Source organism: Marinomonas ushuaiensis DSM 15871, assembly GCF_000521805.1.
GTDB lineage: Bacteria > Pseudomonadota > Gammaproteobacteria > Pseudomonadales > Marinomonadaceae > Marinomonas > Marinomonas ushuaiensis.
Window position 1 is genome coordinate 249,259 of the sequence record NZ_JAMB01000001.1, and the last position, 19,487, is coordinate 268,745.

General features: G+C 42.9%; 19 protein-coding genes. 10 read left to right on the forward strand and 9 right to left on the reverse strand.

Annotated features, from left to right (window positions below; all coding sequences use genetic code 11):
- Window positions 1-18: 18 nt before the first annotated feature.
- A complete protein-coding gene (locus tag MUS1_RS01110) occupies window positions 19-888 on the reverse strand; it encodes an NAD(P)-dependent oxidoreductase (RefSeq protein WP_036157915.1) in 870 nt (289 codons plus the stop codon).
- Window positions 889-1,337: 449 nt separating this feature from the next.
- Window positions 1,338-1,964: an SGNH/GDSL hydrolase family protein gene (locus MUS1_RS01115; RefSeq protein ID WP_036157917.1), complete on the reverse strand. Its 627-nt coding sequence runs from the start codon at window positions 1,962-1,964 to the stop codon at window positions 1,338-1,340.
- Window positions 1,965-2,109: 145 nt separating this feature from the next.
- On the opposite strand from MUS1_RS01115, the gene MUS1_RS01120 reads away from it, so the two are divergent.
- Entirely contained in the window at window positions 2,110-3,534 is a 1,425-nt protein-coding gene (locus tag MUS1_RS01120) for a coniferyl aldehyde dehydrogenase (RefSeq protein WP_051436033.1), read from the forward strand.
- A gap of 1 nt (window position 3,535) precedes the next feature.
- On the opposite strand, the gene MUS1_RS01125 is transcribed toward MUS1_RS01120, so the two are convergent.
- On the reverse strand, window positions 3,536-4,285 hold the full coding sequence (locus tag MUS1_RS01125) for a DeoR/GlpR family DNA-binding transcription regulator (RefSeq protein WP_036157925.1): 750 nt from the start codon (window positions 4,283-4,285) through the stop codon (window positions 3,536-3,538).
- Between the two features lie 142 nt (window positions 4,286-4,427).
- Here MUS1_RS01125 and MUS1_RS01130 point away from each other — a divergent pair, with 142 nt between their 5' ends.
- From MUS1_RS01130 to MUS1_RS01155, 6 genes are read left to right on the forward strand one after another with little or no spacing between them, the layout of a single operon-like run.
- Window positions 4,428-5,405, forward strand: coding sequence for an ABC transporter substrate-binding protein (locus MUS1_RS01130; protein ID WP_036157927.1), 978 nt, complete (start codon window positions 4,428-4,430; stop codon window positions 5,403-5,405).
- 50 nt (window positions 5,406-5,455) lie between these two features.
- Window positions 5,456-7,138 carry an ABC transporter permease gene (locus MUS1_RS01135; protein ID WP_036159049.1) on the forward strand — a complete coding sequence of 561 codons (1,683 nt, stop codon included), beginning with the start codon at window positions 5,456-5,458 and terminating at the stop codon, window positions 7,136-7,138.
- On the forward strand, window positions 7,126-8,169 hold the full coding sequence (locus MUS1_RS01140; RefSeq protein WP_036157931.1) for an ABC transporter ATP-binding protein: 1,044 nt from the start codon (window positions 7,126-7,128) through the stop codon (window positions 8,167-8,169). Before MUS1_RS01135 ends, MUS1_RS01140 begins: the two co-directional genes overlap by 13 nt.
- Entirely contained in the window at window positions 8,166-9,248 is a 1,083-nt protein-coding gene (locus MUS1_RS01145) for an MBL fold metallo-hydrolase (protein ID WP_036157934.1), read from the forward strand. The genes MUS1_RS01140 and MUS1_RS01145 overlap by 4 nt, the downstream gene beginning before the upstream one ends.
- Window positions 9,235-9,789, forward strand: coding sequence for a histidine phosphatase family protein (locus MUS1_RS01150; RefSeq protein ID WP_036157937.1), 555 nt, complete (start codon window positions 9,235-9,237; stop codon window positions 9,787-9,789). Before MUS1_RS01145 ends, MUS1_RS01150 begins: the two co-directional genes overlap by 14 nt.
- Window positions 9,786-10,238, forward strand: a complete 453-nt coding sequence (locus tag MUS1_RS01155) for a phosphatase domain-containing protein (protein WP_036157940.1) — start codon at window positions 9,786-9,788, stop codon at window positions 10,236-10,238. The genes MUS1_RS01150 and MUS1_RS01155 overlap by 4 nt, the downstream gene beginning before the upstream one ends.
- 114 nt (window positions 10,239-10,352) lie before the next feature.
- Here the strand turns inward: MUS1_RS01155 and MUS1_RS01160 are convergent, their stop codons facing one another.
- Both MUS1_RS01160 and MUS1_RS01165 read right to left on the reverse strand, forming a co-directional pair.
- Entirely contained in the window at window positions 10,353-10,808 is a 456-nt protein-coding gene (locus MUS1_RS01160; protein ID WP_084035511.1) for a gamma-glutamylcyclotransferase family protein, read from the reverse strand.
- Window positions 10,809-11,014: 206 nt separating this feature from the next.
- Window positions 11,015-12,070: a bifunctional transcriptional activator/DNA repair enzyme AdaA gene (locus MUS1_RS01165; protein WP_036157943.1), complete on the reverse strand. Its 1,056-nt coding sequence runs from the start codon at window positions 12,068-12,070 to the stop codon at window positions 11,015-11,017.
- A gap of 236 nt (window positions 12,071-12,306) precedes the next feature.
- Here MUS1_RS01165 and MUS1_RS01170 point away from each other — a divergent pair, with 236 nt between their 5' ends.
- The 3 genes from MUS1_RS01170 to MUS1_RS01180 all read left to right on the forward strand — a co-directional run bounded on the left by MUS1_RS01170 (window position 12,307) and on the right by MUS1_RS01180 (window position 14,918).
- On the forward strand, window positions 12,307-13,065 hold the full coding sequence (locus tag MUS1_RS01170; protein WP_036157946.1) for a sulfite exporter TauE/SafE family protein: 759 nt from the start codon (window positions 12,307-12,309) through the stop codon (window positions 13,063-13,065).
- Window positions 13,066-13,238: 173 nt separating this feature from the next.
- Entirely contained in the window at window positions 13,239-14,282 is a 1,044-nt protein-coding gene (locus MUS1_RS01175) for a GGDEF domain-containing protein (protein ID WP_036157951.1), read from the forward strand.
- A 282-nt stretch (window positions 14,283-14,564) separates the two neighbouring features.
- A complete protein-coding gene (locus MUS1_RS01180; RefSeq protein WP_036157954.1) occupies window positions 14,565-14,918 on the forward strand; it encodes a GFA family protein in 354 nt (117 codons plus the stop codon).
- Window positions 14,919-14,996: 78 nt separating this feature from the next.
- Here MUS1_RS01180 and MUS1_RS01185 read toward each other — a convergent pair whose 3' ends face one another.
- From MUS1_RS01185 to MUS1_RS01200, 4 genes are all read right to left on the reverse strand, one after another.
- Window positions 14,997-16,115 (reverse strand): ABC transporter ATP-binding protein, encoded by a 1,119-nt coding sequence (locus tag MUS1_RS01185; RefSeq protein WP_036157956.1) that lies wholly within the window; start codon window positions 16,113-16,115, stop codon window positions 14,997-14,999.
- Window positions 16,116-16,135: 20 nt separating this feature from the next.
- On the reverse strand, window positions 16,136-17,101 hold the full coding sequence (locus MUS1_RS01190; RefSeq protein WP_245595703.1) for a carbohydrate ABC transporter permease: 966 nt from the start codon (window positions 17,099-17,101) through the stop codon (window positions 16,136-16,138).
- A gap of 50 nt (window positions 17,102-17,151) precedes the next feature.
- Window positions 17,152-18,021 carry a carbohydrate ABC transporter permease gene (locus MUS1_RS01195; protein ID WP_036157960.1) on the reverse strand — a complete coding sequence of 290 codons (870 nt, stop codon included), beginning with the start codon at window positions 18,019-18,021 and terminating at the stop codon, window positions 17,152-17,154.
- Window positions 18,022-18,131: 110 nt separating this feature from the next.
- Entirely contained in the window at window positions 18,132-19,481 is a 1,350-nt protein-coding gene (locus MUS1_RS01200) for an ABC transporter substrate-binding protein (protein ID WP_036157963.1), read from the reverse strand.
- Window positions 19,482-19,487 lie beyond the last annotated feature (6 nt).

Here is a 19,487-nt window from a genome sequence, read left to right on the forward strand (position 1 = left end):
ACAGAGATAGAAGCTTAGTTACGCTTTCTTATCGTAAGCTTTTACCAATACCGATGTATCTTGGCGGCCTCTACCTTCTTTTATTAAATCTTGGTAATCCTGATCGATGGCTTGGGTCAATGGTAATGAGAAGCCCATTTTATCGGCCTGAGATAAGCAAAGCCCCAAATCTTTATGCATCCATTCAATGGCGAAGCCAAAATCAAACTCGTTTTTTGCCATGGTTTCACCACGATTTTCTAACTGCCAAGAGCCAGCCGCGCCATGTTTGAGGGTATCAACTAAGGTTGCTATGTCTAAATTGGCTTTTTGGGCAAAACGGATACCTTCTGATAAACCGGATAAAACACCACCGATTAAAATTTGATTTACCATTTTTGCGAGTTGACCATTACCTACTGGTCCCATCAAAGTGGTGGCTTTTGAGTAGCAGCCTAATACAGATTGCGCCGTATCCAAGTCGCTTTGCTCACCGCCGATCATGACGGTTAATACGCCATTTTCAGCACCAGCTTGCCCGCCAGAAACCGGCGCATCCATAAAGAAGAAACCACGCTCTTGCGCTGCTTGATGTAGTTCCTTGGCCACTTCTGCAGAAGCGGTTGTGTGGTCGATAAATAAGGTGCCTTTTTGAGCGTTTTGAAAGGCGCCATCAGCGCCTAAATACACTGCACGTAAATCGTCATCATTACCGACACAGGTTAAAACAATCTCGGCATTTTGAGCTGCCAATGCTGGAGTAGAAGCAGAAGAACCAGAGAATTCCTTGCACCATGTTTGAGCTTTTTGAATTGAACGGTTGTATACGATGACATCGTGTCCTGCTTTGCTCACATGACCTGCCATTGGATAGCCCATAGTTCCTAACCCGATGAAGCTGACTTTCATTGCATTCTCCTTCTTCTATTATTCAAGATACTGCTATTTATGCTGTAATTCGATGGATAGATAATACGTGGTTGTTGACGAATTGCGAGATACAAAAAAGACGAAAATAGAGCATACAGAAGGTGTTTAAAGGCCGTTTTGAGGCGTTTCGCATGATTTTTTGATACCAATCTCTTGCCTGACCTTCCTGTGGATAACTCTGTGAAAGAAAAAACAGGCGAGAGATTATTTCGTGGAAATAGGGTTATTTGCATAGAATCGTGCATATATCATACAAATTTGATCTTTTATTTCAGTGCTGCAATTTCTTCTTCCTATTGTCAACAGCAAAATGTGATTCTGTTTTATAACAATGATTTTTCAAATTAGCCTTGTTAATAATGGTTAATTAATAAACAACGAACCCTAAAACCATATAATTATATTATAAATCCTTTTAAAACATGATGTTAAGGTTTTATCTTATCTTTTAATAAACTAAATAAAGCATGAGCCAATTGTTTATTCGCATGCGAATCTAGGTGCACACCATCGACTTCACTTGGCTGTAAAATGCCCGCGGAATTCAGGAAAAGGCATTTATTGTGAATGGCCATATCTTGGTAGTGTTGGTGAAAATGTTGAGACTTTTCAATGGCTCCGTCGAAGTTAGCGGCCAAAGAGCCCATTGGGGATAAAATATTTGGTGGTGCGACAACCACAAGGTTTGGGCTTGAAAAACCGTGGGTATTTGGCATTCTTGCTTTGTCTATTAATTTTTCGATGCCCTTGGCGGCTTCATAGGTTCCAACGTTGAAATGTCGCTTCAAATCGTTCGTACCTAACATCAAGATCAAAGTATCAACAGGCCCAAAGGTTTCCAAAGCGGCTTGCAGGTATGCCAAGCCGTTTCTGCCTTCTAAAAATGGGTCATTCCATAAGGTGGTTCGACCTGGTAAACCGAAATTAATAACCTCATGATGATGGCCCAATAAATCATTTAACATAGAGGGCCAACGAAGGTGTTTAGGATAGCGTCCACCATTTGGAATACTGCCCCAGGTGAGAGAGTCGCCGTAACATAAAATAGTCGCCATAACTTACTCCTTGTATTTTTGTATGAGTCGCTGAATAGTGTAGTTAATATAATGCTGATTTGAGTAAGAATTCTTGTTTAAAAGACAGCTTCCTTAATGTGTATCAGGGTTAAATAAAATAATAATGAATTGCAAAGAGGCTTTTATGAGCGATGCACCTTTTTACACTATAGATGAAATGGATTTAGCGTTTGATCGACTGAAATCCATTACTCATAAAACGCCTTATCCAACAGCGGAAGAACGTCAACAATGTTTAACTGATCTACAAATCTCTTTATTAAACTATGAGTTGCCCTTGTTAAAGGCTTTGCAGAAAGATTTTGGCTGCCGCGCCCATGAAGAGTCCCGACTGATTGAACTTGTTCCATTGATAGGTGAGATAAAGCATGCCAAGCGTCACCTTTCTAAATGGATGCGACCCTCAAGACGCAGTGTTCATATAAGTAGTTTTCCAGCAGCCGCTAAAGTGGTGTATCAGCCCAAAGGCGTTGTTGGTGTTATTTCTCCTTGGAATTATCCTGTTTTACTCTGCTTGGGCCCTTTGGTTGGCGCTATCGCGGCAGGTAACCGTGTGATGTTGAAAGTGTCGGAGTTTTGTCCGGAAACGAACAAAGTATTGCGAGATATACTGCACGAATCTTTAGGGGAAGATTGGGTTGAGTTGGTAGAAGGTGAAGTAGATATTGCGGATAAATTCAGCCAAATCGCGTTTGATCATCTACTGTTTACTGGCTCTACCTCTGTTGGTCGTATTGTTATGCGTAATGCGGCCAAAAACCTAACGCCAGTGACTTTGGAGCTAGGAGGGAAATCACCATTACTTGTTGCGTCTTCTGCCGACTTAAACGATACAGCGAAAAAGCTGATTTTTGGAAAAGTATTAAACGCAGGGCAAACTTGTGTTGCACCAGATTACGTACTTTGTCATCAAGACCAAAAGCAAGCTTTGATCGACAAAATGAAACATGAACTCGCAGTTTATTATCCCGATGGTATTCTCAGTCCTGATTACACAAGCCTAGCGAATAACCGACAGATGAGTCGTTTGAAAGCTTATCTTGAAGAAGCAACCGCAGCCAATATTGAGATTGAAAATCTGATGGCCGACAGAGCAGTTGAGCAAGAGGGAAAATTAGCGTTTCATATTCTTCATCAACCAGGCGATAAATTGGCTGTCATGCAAGATGAAATATTTGGGCCTTTGCTGCCTATCTTGACTTATTCAGACATAGAGGAAGCGTTTGATTATATTCAGCAACGACCTCGCCCATTGGCCATGTACCTCTTTACCCAGAAAAAAGAAGATCAAAAACGCTGTGAAGAAAACATCGCCAGCGGTAGTTTGGTTATTAACCAAACACTTATCCAAGTGGCACAACCTAACCTGCCTTTTGGTGGCGTAGGCGCATCAGGTATGGGTTCTTATCATGCCGAAGAAGGTTTCCGTACGTTTTCCCATGGGAAATCTGTGCTACGTCAGCGAGGCTTCAATATTGTTGGTTTGCTTCGCCCGCCATATAAACGCGGAATTCACCAACTTATTGAGAAGTATTGGCCGTTTTTTTAGATTAATAAAGAACTTCAACCCCTTGGTATTTTAGATTGCTTAATAGCGATTCGGATGGTTTTTGATCTGAGATAACACAATTATAGTCGCTGATTCTCCCCCATAAACACCGAGATTCCTTTTCGAATTTTGTACTGTCAATAACCAGTATTTTATAATGACAATGTTCAACTAAGGCCTCTCTGGCCATGACTTCTTCGTCAGTAAAATCAAACAAATGGCCCTGTTTGTTGGTTGTCGCGACAGAGAAAATACCAATGTCAGCACGATAGCGTTGAAAAAAACGCATGGCATCACCACCAATGATGTCTTGATCTCGCATTCTGACTTTTCCTCCTGAAATAGTGAGCTCGCAATCTGGGTGCTCACATAAATTGCGAGCAGCATGAAGATTTGTTGTCATTACTTGCAATCCTTGGAAAGCGTTGAGTTGACTAGCAACCTCCGCCACGCTTGAGCCACTCCCAAGAAAAATAGACTGATAATCCGCTATTTTGCTAATACACAAATCTGCGATGCGTTTTTTCCCTTCCGCATTACGAATTCGCCTTTGGTCAAAGCTGATATTTTCTCTATGGGGAAAAGGAATGACTTCGCCGTGACTGCGTAATAGCAACCCTTTTTCAGCCAATAACCGGATGTCTGAACGAATGGTCTGTACCGATACCGAAAATTGGTCAGCAACCGTTTGCAGTGTTTGCCGCCCTTGTTCGTTAATCCATTGAACAATTTCGTGGTGGCGCTGATTCATCGCTAAGTCCTTTCTAATCATGTTTTGAAAAATCAATTTTCGAAACGAAAGTAACTAATCATCAAACGAAAATATCTTGTCACTATACTGTCAAATTGTGTCGGTATTGTTGCAACTCACTTATCAAAAAGAGAGTTTCCCAATGACCATTAAGAAGACTTTATTGATATGCGCAACAGCGCTTACTTTTCCTCTTTCAGCACTGGCTCAAGAAACGTTAACTTTGTATACCAGTCAACCAAATAAAGACGCACAAATGACGGTAGATGCTTTTGAAGCGGCCAATCCAAACATAAAAGTTGAATGGGTTCGTGATGGCACAACCAAATTGATGACGAAACTACGCGCAGAATTGTCTTCTGGTGTTGTGAAGCCAGATGTTCTGTTAATCGCTGACAGCGTGACAATGGAGTCTATGGTGTCAGATGGTTATTTGGAATCGTACTTAAGCCCTAATCGCACAAAATATGAAGACAGTTTGTACAGTGATAAAGGCTATTACTACGGAACCAAACTGATTACGACGGGTATTGTTCATCATAAAAATGCACAGCAATCTCCAACGGATTGGTCTGATTTTGCTAAACCTGAATACAAAAACCAAGTTGCCATGCCTAGCCCACTTTATTCTGGTGCGGCTTTGATACACCTTGCAACATTAACAGATGAAAAATCGCTCGGTTGGAATTACTACGAGCAATTACATAAGAACCAAGTGAAAGCACAAGGTGGTAATGGTGGCGTATTAAAGGCGGTTGCATCCGGTACAAAACCTTATGGCGTCATTGTCGATTTCTTAGCGATCCGAGAGGCTGCAAAAGGGTCACCTATTGAGTTTGTTTTTCCTAAAACCGGCGTAAGTATGGTGACTGAGCCTGTTGCGATTATGAAGGGCGCGAAAAATAAAGCCGCGGCAAAACGCTTTGTTGATTTCTTATTATCAAAAGAAGGTCAGCAGCTAGTATTGGAGCAAGGCTACTTACCAGCACGAGGTGACATTGGTGTGCCTGCAGGTTTTCCCAAGAGTGAAGCTATTCGTTTAATGCCTTTTGATGCTGCGAAAACATTAGAGAACAACGAAGCAAACAAAACCCGCTTCAGCAAGATCTTTGAAGGCTAAGTAATATGACATCTTCTTTGATTAAAGCGCGTTTTGTGGATGGACCTTCTATGGATAATCAGCTTCGCTGGTTATCCATAGGATTGTTCATTTTAATTACTGCATTAAGTGTTGTGCCGAGTTTACGCTTGCTAATGGAGGCATTAAGTCAAGTTACCCTGTCTACATCGTCACCTTTGGCCGAAGTCTTGCGTAGCGAGCGAACTTGGATCGCGCTGAAAAACAGTTTTTACACGTCAGGTTTAGGTACTTTAATTGCCGTTCTTTTGGGGTGTGGTTTTGCTTTTGTTACCACGTTAACGAATATTCGTGGTCGTGCAATTTGGGTGTTCTGTTTTATGTTGCCCATGATGATTCCACCTCAGGTAACCGCGTTGAGCTGGCTACAGTTATTTGGACCTGCGAGCCCTATTTTAAATACATTGGGAATGGCGCCAGCATTAGGCAGTCCGCAACCTATGTATTCTGCAGAAGGCATCGCACTGCTATTGGGTATTCAAAGCGCGCCTTTGGTTTATCTTGCGCTTCGTACTCAACTTATTGCGTTACCGCAAGATTTAATGGAAGCGGCGCAGCTGGCGAATGCTTCTCCGTTTCGTGTTTGGATTGATATTATCGTGCCGCTTTGTCGCAGTGCGATTGTGGCGGGCGCAGCATTGGCATTTGTGTCGTCTCTTGGCAATTTTGGTATTCCCGCGATGCTCGGTATTCCTGCTGGCTACATTGTTTTACCGACGTTGATTTATCAAAAAATGGCAGGATTTGGCAATGATATGTTAAGCCAAGTGGCTGGCTTGTCGATGATGATCGCTTTATTAGTATTAGCGGGTATGTTGCTACAACAATGGCTACAACAACGCAGTCGTTACGCATTACTAGGCCATACCGCACAGTCTATTTCTTTTCGATTAGAACGTTGGCGTTTACCGCTGGAAGTTCTACTGGCCTTGATTCTCTGTTTTATTTTGGTGGCGCCATTATTAGCATTAGTCGTGAGTTCACTAGTGCCAGCTTTAGGCATGTCGTTAACGGCGGATACGATTACTTTGTCTGCGTTTTACGAGATGATCAGCCGACAAGGCGTAACATCGAGAGCATTTGAAAACAGTCTACTTTTAGCCTTTTCTTGTGCCTTGGTATTGATGTTGGTGTCTTTGCCATTGGGGTATTTATTAATGCGCTTGCCAATGCGGACAAGAGCCGTAATAGCCAGCTTGATCGAAGTGCCTTATGCCATTCCTGGCATTGTCTTAGCGATTGCTTTCATTTTGTTATTTGCCAAACCTCTACCGTTTATTGAAGTAAGTCTTTATGGCACCTTGGGCATCATTTTCTTAGCGTACCTTTCTTGTTTTTTGAGTGTCTGCTTGAAGCCTGTATTAAGTGCCATGTCGCAACTTGATCCTGCCTTAGAAGAAGCGGCTCAACTCGCCGGTGCACGACCAATTAAACGACTGATCGATATTATTCTTCCCCTTACTGCGCCGGCATTTTTTGCTGGTGGCTTATTGGTTTTCCTTATTTCGATTAATGAGCTAACAGTTTCAGCTTTATTGTGGAGCGCTGGAAACGAAACCTTGGGCGTTCTGATTTTTAACCTAGATGAAAGTGGCGACAGCGTGCTTGCATCGGCCATTGCTGTGTTGGTGGTCATCTTGGTCGCCGGTTTAATGGCGTTGTTGAGTTTAGTGGCACCTCGTCTGCCGAAAGGAGTCATTCCATGGCACGATTAATATTAGAAGACGTTTGCAAATCTTTTCATGGTGAGCCGGTTGTTAAAGGCCTGAATCTAACCATCGAGGCAGGGGAGTTTGTTGCCTTACTCGGGCCAAGTGGTTGTGGTAAATCCACTATTTTAAGAATGTTAGCGGGATTTGAACCTGTGACGGATGGGACAATTTCCCATGGTGAACACTGCCTTTCCAGTGCAAAACAACACGTTGCAACAGAAGACAGAAATTTTGGCATGGTGTTTCAATCTTATGCGCTATGGCCCCATATGAGCGTAAAGGATAACGTTGGTTATCCGCTTAAAATACAAAAGATTCATTCTGATGAACGTAATAAACGTATTCAAGAAGCGTTAGAAATTGTCCAGCTTGAAGATTATGCCGATCGATTACCAGCACAATTGAGCGGCGGACAGCGTCAACGTGTGGCGCTTGCTCGTAGTTTGGTTACCGAACCTGATGTGGTGTTATTTGACGAGCCTTTGGCTAACCTAGATCGACATCTACGCGCCAAGATGGAAGATACGTTTCGCGCCTTTCACAAACGCACAGGTGCGACCATTGTTTATGTCACTCACGATCAGTCTGAAGCCATGTCTCTTGCAGATCGGATTGCTGTATTGAACAAGGGAGAATTAGTGCAGTGGGGAACGCCTCAAGCACTTTATGCCACGCCGAAAAATACTTGGTTAGCAAATTTTATCGGCCGAGGTTCAGTGTTGAGAGTGAGTGAAATCGCGCCTCAACAATACGTCAATAGCACAGATTTACACGGTTTGATTGAAAGATACTCTTCAGAAGGCGCTTTTAGTTCAGTGCTTGTTCGCCCTCAAGATATTCATTTTGTTTCTGTTGATGGTCTATCTATTCCTGTGACAGTCGATAACTGCATTTTTCGTGGTGAGAGATATGATATCGGGTTAACCCTGAAAGACGGGCAGCAAGTACTAACTTACAGTGATGTACCTATGACAACCAACAGTCTGCATTATATTCGTCTTGAGCAAGCTTGGTCGCTTGAGAGTGAATCATGAAGGTTAACATTGATATTCTCAGTGGAGCAGGTCGAAAAACCGCCGCAGCGATTTTGGTGACTTATCAGGCCTCTCATGAGTCACGCGAGTTACGTTTCTTATTGGATGCGGGTGGCGCATTAGAAGTGGGTGAGGACAAAGGCTGGACTCAGCCTGAAAACCTAGACGCAATTTTAATATCTCATGATCATCAAGATCATATGGGAGGTTTGCTGGATGTCGATGGCAACGTACCGGTTTATGCCACACAGGAAGTACAAAAATTATTACCAACACATCTTAACCTTCACACGTTACCTGTTGGCGGCACGACATTAATTGAAGGTATTGAAGTGACAACAGGATCTGCAGGGCATTCCTTTGGTGGTGTGTGGTTACATCTAAATATGGGGGAAGGTGTTTACTACAGTGGTGACTTTAGTTTGGAATCGACTTTGTATCCTTTCACCATGCCACCAAAGGCTGATATTGCTCTGCTTGATGCGTCTTATGGTTTATATGACAACAGCTTAGAGGAAGGTAAGCAGTCACTACTGACTTTTTTGAAAGAAGAAAAATCCTTGGTCATGCCTGTTCCTCAAAGCGGACGAGCGTTAGAAATTGCTTGTTGGCTAACGTCTTTAGACTTTCATGATTGGACTTTGGGCGAAGATTGTTTGTCACCAGAAACGGCCTTGGCGTCACCAATAGAAGGAATATGTGCTGAAGCTAGACCCGTATTAGAACGCCTTAAAGGCAGACGGTTCGACCTCAATACGAAAGTGATTTTATGCGGTGACCCTGATGGTGTTAGTGGCATCGCCGCAGATTTACTACTTGAACCAGAAACCTACTTGCCCGTTTATACAGGCCACCTTCCAGAACATGCTCGCCAAGCAGTGAGTGAAGACAAGGCATATTTTGTTCGCTGGAACGTTCACCCTCGTATACGAGATTTAAAAACACTCGTCGATCACCTTCAGTGTGATGTTTGCTTGCCTCTTTTTCATGGCATAAAAGATGAAAATGAATGGAAAGAGACACTCGGATCCAGTGTGACATCACAAACTGAAGTGGAGAAAAACTATGCAAATTATTAATAAACCATTCGTTTTTGCCCGTCATGCACAGAGTGCATACAATGCCGATTCTTTGATCGGTGGCTTTACTGACAGCCCATTGACTAACAAAGGTATTGAACAAGCTAAAGAGGCTGCGGCTATTCTAAGCCATATCGAATGGAGCGTAGTTATCACAAGTACGCTACAACGCACACAACAAACAGCGTCTTATGCCGTCCCTAATCAGGCGATAATCCCTTATGAAAAGCTTAAAGAACGCAACTGGGGCGATTTGGAGGGTTGTCCGATAGAGCAACAGCTGCCTTATGAAGTGACGCCACCTAATGGAGAATCTTGGGACGCTTTTGAAGCTCGAATCATCAGTGCGTTAAACGATATTTTACGACACTATCCGCAACCACTCATTATTGCTCATTCTGGCGTTTATCGAGTGTTGAATAATGTGATTAACGGTACCCCTTATTGTCCAAGAATTGGCAATGTTTCACCTATTTCTTTCATACCCAACCAAGATGATGATGGTTGGAAAATAACTCCCCTTAAAGGAAAATCAATATGACCAAACACGCTGTTATTGTTGACTTAGATGGCACACTCGCAGAATTCGATCACACTCAAGTTGCGCATTGGGTATTAGGTGCAGAGAAACATTGGGATCCGTTTTTTGAGCATATGAAAAACGCACCCGTGATCGAAAATATTTTGCGTTTAGTGACTATCTTAAAACAACAAGGCCAATCTATTTTGATTTGTAGTGGTCGTCCTGAATCCCATAAACAACATTCTATAGAGTGGATGCAGCAGTATAACGTGCCTTTTGATGGTGTTTATCTGCGTCCTGAAAATGCGGATGAAGTGCCAGATGAAGAAGTGAAAAAAGAGCTTCTACAGAAAATTCACGATGATGGCTTTTCACCTTGGCTTGTATTAGATGATAGAGATGCAGTGGTAGCAGGATGGCGCAATTTGGGGCTGACGTGTTTGCAATGTGCGCCAGGGGATTTTTAACCCGGTAACGTTATTCCTTATTGGCTAAATTAACATGGAGCAACTTTATACTAGAAGAGGCTCCATGTTTTTCATTATGCTTAGACGCAGCTAGTTAAAGTAGCTTGGTTCTATCTAAGCAGGCATCGCTTGTTCGCAATGGTGCATTTCTTGTTGTCTAAAAGTGTTGCTCGTTTGTTTTGATTCCTTGTCTTCTCGGGTGAAACGCTCCCAATCGCCAGCTTCCATATAAGGCGCACTGCTTAGAGGCTGATTGTATATATAAATCCAACCTTGGCCATAGGGTGAAAACACACGCTTACGAGTAAATAACGAGGTTTTTAGAGACTCTGGATTGAAGCCTTCAAGACGATCGAGTTCTTCTAAAATTTCGCCTGATACATCGTACCACTCCACACGAACTCGTCCGCTTTCGTCATGGGTTGGAATAATACCGGGGAAGTCGCCTAGGTTGTACATGCGAAAACCTGTTAGCCAGCCTAATCCGATGCGCTTACATCCAGCGATTAACTTATGATTGTTTAAACCCTCGCGAAGAGTTCCATAGACAGCGACAATGTGAGTAGTCATGGGAGTATTCCATCTTTATGCATACAATAAAGTGCACAAGATGGCCCTGCTGAAGCCGCATTTCAAGCCCATCAGGCCGAATTAGTAGGTAAATTACAGAGCCCTGACACATCCTTTATACATTCAATAGATTGCTTGAGCAGAGATACATTTCGTAACCTGTTTTTAAGGTCTTTTTTGTCCAAAAGAGAAGGCCTTAACTCACGTCATGAAGCGTGAGCTGTCTCATGATCTAATAACCAGCGCTTGCGCTCTAATCCGCCAGAATATCCGGTTAAGCTCCCGTCTTTACCAATCACTCTATGACAAGGGATGACGATAGCAATGCGGTTCATGCCATTGGCTCTGGCCACTGCACGGATCGCTTTTGGATTGTTTAATCGAATGGCTTGTTCTTGATAGTTCGCCGTAGTGGCAAAGGGGATATCACACAAGGCTTTCCAGACAGAATTTTGGAAGTCCGTTCCTGGTGTATGAAGCTTCACAGTGAATTCTTTTCGTTGACCTAGAAAATATTCTTCCAGTTCTTTTTTAACCTGTTTAGTGTGAGTATTTTCTCCTGCTACGATAGGCGCTTTCAGACGACGCTGTAAGTCTTCGAACTCTGTTTCAAGCATACGTCGATCGACAAACTCTAAAAGGCACACACCTTCGTCTGTAGCGCACACAAACATAGGGCCAATTGGTGTGGTGAGTCTATCGATTAAAATCACAGAATTCTCCAAATTTAGTGTGGGCGAATGACCCAAAAGCTTTTTAAAAGTGTAACCGAAGCCGCTCAAAGAGTCGTAGCCTGAATCTAACGCTGTGTTGGTCGCTGTTTTTCCACGCTTTAATTCTTGGAAAGCATAGTTTATTCGGTACATACGTTGAAAGGTTTGAAACGTCATACCGTAATGCTGATTAAACCAACGGCGTAAAAAAATAGGCCGAATGCCTGCTTCAATAAGCTGTTCATCGGTCATTTTGGCCTTCGTACAACCTCGTACCAGATCCATTGCAGCTTGTACTTCATCAGGCGCTTTATAGGTATTTTCTGTTGGACGACAGATTTTACAAGGACGAAACCCTGCGTCCATTGCATCTTTAAAATGAGTATAAAACTGCACGTTTTCACGTTTTGGTTTGCGAGCTCGGCAGGTCGCTATGCAAAAAATCGATGTGGTTTTTACCGCAAAAAAGAACACCCCAACGTAACTTGATGTACGGTTTATCAACGCCTGATAATAATCATCAGTTAGTTTTTTATCGGTGATTAACATAGACATACTCGTTGGGTTTTCTCTGTGTTATTGAATACAACACGCAATAAACTAAGGTTAAGCCATCAGGCTAAAAAACGACAACCGAAAACTGGACGAGTATTTTTTATAAAGCGTTTTATTGAACGCTTGGCGTAGAGGTAGCAATAACCTTTTGTTTGTCTGTGAGTTTTTACTTATCATTCGCCCTCTTTTGATTCTCTCTGACTCGTATTTGGTAGTTTAAAGGCAATGTTATGGATTACAGTTTATTTACTGTGACTTTGTTAATAGGCACAGGCTTCATTGCAGGTATTATTAATACCTTGGCTGGTGGCGGTTCTAACCTGACCTTGCCTGCTCTGATGGTGATGGGAATGCCAGCCGACATCGCCAACGCAACCAACCGTGTAGGTGTTCTATTACAAAGTATTTCGGCGACGTTCGGTTTTAAAAAAGCCAAAAAGCTCGATAATGTGGATATTTTACCGGTATTGATTCCATCGATACTTGGCGGTGTTATTGGTGCTTTCTGTGCGAGTTATGCGCCGGAAACATGGCTAAAGCCTTTATTATTAACCGCTATGATCAGTATGACATTGGTGATGATTATTCGACCGAAACTTATCGCGCCACCAGAAGGCACTATTCCTTTCAAAGTATCTGAAAAACCAAGTGCATGGATCGTACTGTTCTTGGCTGGTATTTATAGCGGCTTCGTCCAAGCAGGTGTTGGCTTCGTTCTCATTGCCGCTTTAGCAGGCACATTGCGCTATGATCTTGTTCGCACCAACGCACTTAAAGTTGTTTGCGTACTTGGTCCCACCGTCTTGGCGCTCATCGTGTTTATTTGGAATGACCAAATTCTTTGGGTTCCCGGTTTGCTCCTCGCGTGTGGCACCGTGTTAGGCTCCACTCTTGCTGTGAAAATGGCGATCAAGGCAAACCCAAATCACCTTAAATGGTTTCTTTTCATCATGACGGTTTGTGGCAGTGCCGCCGCGTTAATCAGTTAACATATAGTTACTTTGATTCACGTAAATAGTACGGTCTAATACAAAGCTTGATATAAAATTTTGCGCTAAGGAAATGTATTTTCAATGAAACAGTCAAGCAATAGCGCTTCATTTTTTGTATATATTAGGATGTTTTGAACAAAACATATTAAAAAATGAGGAGTAAGGTCTAAGTGATTGCGTTTTTAGAGAATAGTCTTGGTATTAAATCCACTGACCCTAGATTTCGTTTCCGTATTTTTTTGTTTTCCGTTCTGTTGATGTTCATCCCTGCATTCGCTTTTTTTAGTTACTATAACTACGCTGTTGCCTTTTATCCTCCTCTGCTCGTGTTACAACTGATTTGTTTATTGCTAAGCCTTGTGGCGGGCTATTTTCTGGTCGTTAAAAAACGACCTAAAATAACGGCTGCTATATTACAGACAGTAATTACCGTAGATACTTTGTTGGTTATTTTTGATGGTGGAAATGAAGAGTTTGTCTTGGCCTTTGCATTTTTAACGCCTGTTATTGGGGTTTTTATTCTGGGTGGCCGATTGGGAGGGATATTAAGCGTCATTAACTTTGCTTGTGTCTTCTATTTTTGCCTTACTCACATGGACACTTGGGAGCCCGCTCCGTTTCTATCCATCGATCTAATTCATTTCACTACGATTTATGTACTTATTCTTGTTGTATCTATTTTTTATGACTCTAGTCGTCGAAGATCCTACGAAATGATGGAAGAAGCAAATCACCAGCTAAAAGAGTTAGCAACCACTGACGCCCTTACAAAATTGCGTAATCGACGCTACATAGAAGACCAGCTACTCAATTCAAATCATAGCCAATATATTGCAATGATTGATGTCGATGATTTCAAAGTAGTGAACGATACATATGGGCACAGTGAAGGTGATAAAGTGTTGTTGGAGCTGGGCGCTATTTTAAAGAAAAGCATAGGCAAAAATGACATAGTTGGACGTTGGGGGGGAGAAGAGTTCGTGCTTATTTTTGAACACTACGATTTAGATTTAGTTAAAGAAAACTTAGCCTTACTTAATGAAAACGTAGCGACGCATAATTTCAACCTAGAACGAAAAATCACTGTGAGTATAGGCCTTTCAGATCATCAGGCTTGTAATAATAGAGACAGCCTGCGAAAAGTAGACCAAGCCCTGTATGAAGCGAAAGCTGGCGGCAAAAATCGATTCTGCATCGCCAGCGGATTGTCTTAATCAGGAAAAGGGTCTGTGCACTGGATTTTACCACTTTGGCATTAGGCACCTTTATTTGAAACGATTAAATCCTTTGGATCCCCGAGTTGAGCGTTGCTTCTGGTATCATGATGGGCTCCACACTCGCCGTGAAAATGGCGATCAAAGCGAACCCGAATCATCTTAAATTTTTTTATTTATCATGACTATTTGTGGCAGTGTCGTTGCTTTATTGAGTGATTAGGGTTTACGTTTTATCCTAGCGTTATCTAACCTTGAATATCCTCAAAGAGGAATGAACCAATGCAAGAACAGGAATATTTTGGAAGCTGTCACTGTGGCAATGTTCAATTCAAAATCATCACGGATGCGCCAGAGCTAACGACCTGTGATTGCTCTATCTGCATCAGGAAAAATGCCTTAATGGTGAAAGTGCATGAAAGCCAATTTGAACTGATTCAGGGTGAAGGCAGCCTCACTGAATACCAATTTCACACCCACACCGCGCGACATTTCTTCTGTAAGGTTTGCGGCATCTACCCCTTCCATAGAAAACGCGTTTCGCCCTATTTCTTCGGCATCAATGTTTATTGCTTAGAAAACTTTGATACTGAAGGCATTCCTGTACGAGCAACGATTGGCGCAGGAATGGCGTGAATTTTTAAACATCAACCATCGCTTAGTAAATTCAGTGAGGTTCAAAGGTTATTTGTACCTCACTGGAATTGTAACAACTCAAACCTCTCCAGCATTAATCAACATTCCCTGTGTACTGGTATCGAACAGCAGTACGCGATTCAAATCCACTGATAAGGAAATCGTTTCTTGGCGTTGTACGTGTGAGCGTAAATCGAGTCTTGCTTTGGCATTTTCTCCGCCGAGGGTGAACATGATTTCTTTATCGAAGCCTAGGTTTTCAACTAGGTCGACTTGGATGTCGTCGAAGGCAAATAGGTTATCGCTTGGAGACCTCTGTAAAGATAAGGCACTGTCTTCAAAGAAGTCTGGACGAATCCCCACCAATACAGTGTCGTGTGACGCGAGTACATTCAGGTCAACATTAGCAATGCTGGTTGCTGGAATTCGATATTTATCAAACACCAGTTCTTCGCCATCGACCTTGGCTTCGAATAAATTCATCGCAGGCGAACCAATAAAGGTCGCGACAAAGGTGTTGGCTGGTTGCAGGTAAATCTCCATTGGCGAACCAACTTGTTCGACAATACCATCTCGCATCACCACGACACGATCTCCTAACGTCATGGCTTCAATTTGGTCATGAGTTACATAGATTGCTGTCATATTGTATTGATGCTGAATACGGGCAATCTCAGTGCGCATATGATGGCGCAGTTTGGCATCGAGGTTAGAAAGCGGCTCGTCAAATAAATATACATCCGCATCGCGAGCCAATGCACGTCCCATGGCAACACGTTGACGTTGTCCGCCTGATAAGTCCGCCGGTTTACGATCTAGGTATTCATCGAGTTTGAGCATTTCCGACACATCGGCCAATTTCGTTTTAATTGTCTCTGCGTCCGCACCGGATTTTTTCAAACCAAATACGATATTTTCTCGAACGGACATATGCGGATACAAGGCGTAATTTTGAAACACCATGGCGATATTACGTTTGTGCGGCGGTAAATCGTTAATCGCGCGGTCACCAATTTGAATGTCACCTTGGGTTATGTCTTCTAGTCCCGCAACCATGCGTAATGTGGTGCTTTTTCCGCAACCACTTGGACCAACTAAGACAACGAATTCACCGTCTTTTACTTCAAGGTTAAGGTTCTTCACTATCGGTAAATTGCCATAAGACTTGTTTACGTTTCTTAATATTACTGAGCTCATAACAGTATTCCTTCTAAAATTTAACCTTTAACGCCGCCGTCAGTAAGACCACCTGAAAGGTGTTTATTGGCTAGCATGAAACAAATGATCACAGGTAATAGCGTCAACATAGACGCGGCCATAATGCGATCCCAGATGGCGTTTTTTGAGGTAAACAAGGTTTGCAATGCCAACGGCAAGGTTTGGAAATCTTGGTATTGTTTGAGGAATACAGACGCGAATAAATACTCGTTCCACGCGATCACAAAACAATAGATAAACACGGTAAACAGCATGGGTTTTGATAGCGGCAGAATGATGCGCCAAAAGGCTTCGACTCTTGAGCAGCCGTCCATCATAGCGGCTTCTTCCAACGAGAAAGGAATCGTGCGGAAGTAGTTACCCAGCATGTACATGGCGACGGGCAGAGTTTGAATCAAATAGATCAAAAACAGACTCAATATCGTGCCGCTGGCGCTAGACGCTAAACCGACTGTGACGCTCATTTGGTAGAGCGGCACCATTAATAAAACACCGCCGACCATATAAACAAACAAGACGCCGTTTGCCATGAGTGACTGAGCAGGAAAACGCAAACGCGCAATGGCATAAGCCGCTAACGACGCAAGGAAAGTCGAAACAATGCCTGTCACAAAGGAAATGGTGAAGGTATTTAGCATGTAGCGACCAAAGGCGAAGACTTCGTCATTAGACGTGAACTTATCCAACAGCATTTGCTTCTTCTCGGCAGATAACGCTGGGTTATCTAATAAGCGTTGTACGCTGGCTGGTACGTCGATTTCTTTTGCTGGCATCAAACCAAGCAATTCCTTGTAAGCATCCAAGTGCAACACGCGAGGAATGAGAGAAGGGTTTCCCCAATCAATCGGGTGTTTCAACGAGGTAGAAAGAATCTGCAAAAAAGGAAAAACACAAAACAGCACCAAGGAGATCACCAGGGTGTATAAAATCACAGATTGAATGGGCGTTCGTTTATTCATCATCATTGTTTACCTATTCTTTGAGTGGCACACAGAAGGTCTATCATTGATAAGATTTACCATTTGAGTACCTTGCGAACGTACAACCAAATTAAACCAACCAATACCAATAACTGAATCACCGAAATGGCCGCTGCGCCACCTTGATCGACGATGCCCGCAAAGGCTTGGTAATAAGTGAAAATCGGTAAAGTCTCTACGTTTGGTGCGAGCAAATACACATCTTCAAAACGGTTAAGGTTCCAGATAATGCGCAATAATACGACGGTCGCAATGACGAATTTGAGCTCAGGTAGCGTCACATGCCAGAAACGTCCCCACGCATTTTGACCGTCAATTGCAGCCGCTTCGTACAAGTCTTTTGGCACACTTTGCAACTTGGCGAGCAACAATAAATACGCAATCGGAAAGTGCTTCCAAATATCGAATAAGATCACGACAAACAGAGCAGAATCAGGATTACCAATCAGATTTTCTCGGGTGTCTGTTAGGTGTAATACATCCACAACAACGTGGTTATAAATGCCATTCACTGGATCAAAAATAAACTGCCAACCAAATACCACACTGATCACAGGGGCAAAGTAAGGTAGCAAGATCAACCCACGAGCGATGTTGCGAAAGTGAAACTCTTGATTCATCAATACGGCGGCAGCCAAACCTAAAACCGTTGTTCCTATAACGGTGCCTAGCAAATAAATAATAGACACGCCAATGGAGTGGTAATAACGAGGATTAGCCAACAGATCACTGTAATTGTCTAAGCCGATGAAGGTTTTTGAGCCATTAAGTTGTACGTCAAAAAAACTCAAATAGACGTTGAAAAAAATGGGATAAATCACCAACAAGCCGATAATGCCAATCGCTGGGGCAACCAACTTGAGGCCGAGTCTTGCTTCGTTCTTGATGAGTATGGAGGAAGCCATGTTGTTTCCTTTTGCAATTATCGGTTTAGTCTTCTGTTTCTTGACTCTACGATAGCTAACAAGTGTGATGAGCTTAGATTTGACTGTGTAAACCTAAGCTCAGAACCGTGTTATTGAGCAATGATGGTTTTCATTTCTGCTTCGGCATCATCTAATGCTTTCTGTGGATCTTTGCCTTCAATCGTTACGTCATAGATCATGCGAGGAATGACCGATTTCGCGAAGATAGCGCCAGAAGCGGGGAATGTTTTGCCTTTTACAACCGAGAAAGAGCGAATATCGTCAAAACCAGAAACGATTTGTGTCATTTTCTCTGCGCCATACAGTTTGAACACACCGTTCGCATCGTCTAAATATGCTGGATCTTCCGCGATGCCTTTTAGCATTGGATTCATACCGCCCGGCGCCATGTGTAAAAAAGTGATGTAACTGGCTGGATCGTACATAAACTCGATAAAGTCTTTGGTGGCTTCACTGTCCGCTGAATTTTTTGTTTTGAGTGCCACAAGGCCAGATAACGTACCGTAAGAGGCAGCGCTCTTATGGTTAATAATCGGAGCGAATGCGGTGTTTTGTACAAGGTTTGGATCAAAGGTTCCGCCACTTAACTCCGCAAAGTTCTCAGAAGATAAAGAACCTTTTGCCACTTCCGCTAAAGACAAATCGTCCATGATGTAAGTGGAGTAGAAGAACATCGCCATTTTACCTTGTAGGTAATAGTCACGAGCGCGCCAGTTCTGCGGTCCCGGAGGATTGTATTTGGCTAATTCTTTGTAATATTCGATGGTTTCAAGAGTTTCGGCGCTGTTGAAAATCAAATTACCTTTGGCGTCAAATTCGGCGGCGTTGTTCGATAACGCTAATTGCGTGAAGACTTGCTCGGTGTAACTGTCAGGTTTCGTACCGACTAAAATGCCATATTGGTTATTGGCTTTATCAGTGAGTGCTTTGGCCGCTGCTTCGATGTTTTCCCAAGAATCAGGCTCTGCTAAACCTTTTTCATCGAACCAATCTTTACGGTACCAAATACCTTGAATCCAACCGTGATAAGGCAAGCCATAGTATTCATTCGATGGCGAGGTGAGAGTGGTGAGTGCGCCTTTATGAAAGCGTGTTTCACCAATGGTATTAACAACGCCTTGATGGGCTTTGGTATCAATAATACCTTCTTCACCCAACGACATGATGATTTCGGAATTCACTTCAATCAATTGTGGTGTGGTGCCAGCGGCGACTGCGGCGGCCATTTGAGTTGCCATTTCGTTTTCGTCTACACCGACGACTTTTACGGTTACGCCATCGTTTAGCGCTTCAAAGGTACTGGCTAATAGCTCGATGGTTTGTAGTCGATCTGACTGGGTTTGTGCTGTCCAGAATTCTACCGTCGCCGCATTGGCGAGTTGATTCATAAGCAGTCCATTTGCCAATACTACACTGGCGAGGATCAGAGGCTTTTTCATTATCGA

What these genes read in the sequence shown, in the direction of transcription:
- MUS1_RS01130 (WP_036157927.1), top strand. Translation starts at nt 4,428, where the DNA reads ATGACCATTAAGAAGACTTTATTGATATGCGCAACAGCGCTTACTTTT.
- MUS1_RS01190 (WP_245595703.1), bottom strand. Translation starts at nt 17,101, where the DNA reads ATGATGATGAATAAACGAACGCCCATTCAATCTGTGATTTTATACACC.
- MUS1_RS01155 (WP_036157940.1), top strand. Translation starts at nt 9,786, where the DNA reads ATGACCAAACACGCTGTTATTGTTGACTTAGATGGCACACTCGCAGAA.
- MUS1_RS01160 (WP_084035511.1), bottom strand. Translation starts at nt 10,808, where the DNA reads ATGACTACTCACATTGTCGCTGTCTATGGAACTCTTCGCGAGGGTTTA.
- MUS1_RS01170 (WP_036157946.1), top strand. Translation starts at nt 12,307, where the DNA reads ATGGATTACAGTTTATTTACTGTGACTTTGTTAATAGGCACAGGCTTC.
- MUS1_RS01200 (WP_036157963.1), bottom strand. Translation starts at nt 19,481, where the DNA reads ATGAAAAAGCCTCTGATCCTCGCCAGTGTAGTATTGGCAAATGGACTG.
- MUS1_RS01110 (WP_036157915.1), bottom strand. Translation starts at nt 888, where the DNA reads ATGAAAGTCAGCTTCATCGGGTTAGGAACTATGGGCTATCCAATGGCA.
- MUS1_RS01145 (WP_036157934.1), top strand. Translation starts at nt 8,166, where the DNA reads ATGAAGGTTAACATTGATATTCTCAGTGGAGCAGGTCGAAAAACCGCC.
- MUS1_RS01140 (WP_036157931.1), top strand. Translation starts at nt 7,126, where the DNA reads ATGGCACGATTAATATTAGAAGACGTTTGCAAATCTTTTCATGGTGAG.
- MUS1_RS01180 (WP_036157954.1), top strand. Translation starts at nt 14,565, where the DNA reads ATGCAAGAACAGGAATATTTTGGAAGCTGTCACTGTGGCAATGTTCAA.
- MUS1_RS01165 (WP_036157943.1), bottom strand. Translation starts at nt 12,070, where the DNA reads ATGTTAATCACCGATAAAAAACTAACTGATGATTATTATCAGGCGTTG.
- MUS1_RS01120 (WP_051436033.1), top strand. Translation starts at nt 2,110, where the DNA reads ATGAGCGATGCACCTTTTTACACTATAGATGAAATGGATTTAGCGTTT.
- MUS1_RS01135 (WP_036159049.1), top strand. Translation starts at nt 5,456, where the DNA reads ATGGATAATCAGCTTCGCTGGTTATCCATAGGATTGTTCATTTTAATT.
- MUS1_RS01115 (WP_036157917.1), bottom strand. Translation starts at nt 1,964, where the DNA reads ATGGCGACTATTTTATGTTACGGCGACTCTCTCACCTGGGGCAGTATT.
- MUS1_RS01185 (WP_036157956.1), bottom strand. Translation starts at nt 16,115, where the DNA reads ATGAGCTCAGTAATATTAAGAAACGTAAACAAGTCTTATGGCAATTTA.
- MUS1_RS01150 (WP_036157937.1), top strand. Translation starts at nt 9,235, where the DNA reads ATGCAAATTATTAATAAACCATTCGTTTTTGCCCGTCATGCACAGAGT.
- MUS1_RS01195 (WP_036157960.1), bottom strand. Translation starts at nt 18,021, where the DNA reads ATGGCTTCCTCCATACTCATCAAGAACGAAGCAAGACTCGGCCTCAAG.
- MUS1_RS01125 (WP_036157925.1), bottom strand. Translation starts at nt 4,285, where the DNA reads ATGAATCAGCGCCACCACGAAATTGTTCAATGGATTAACGAACAAGGG.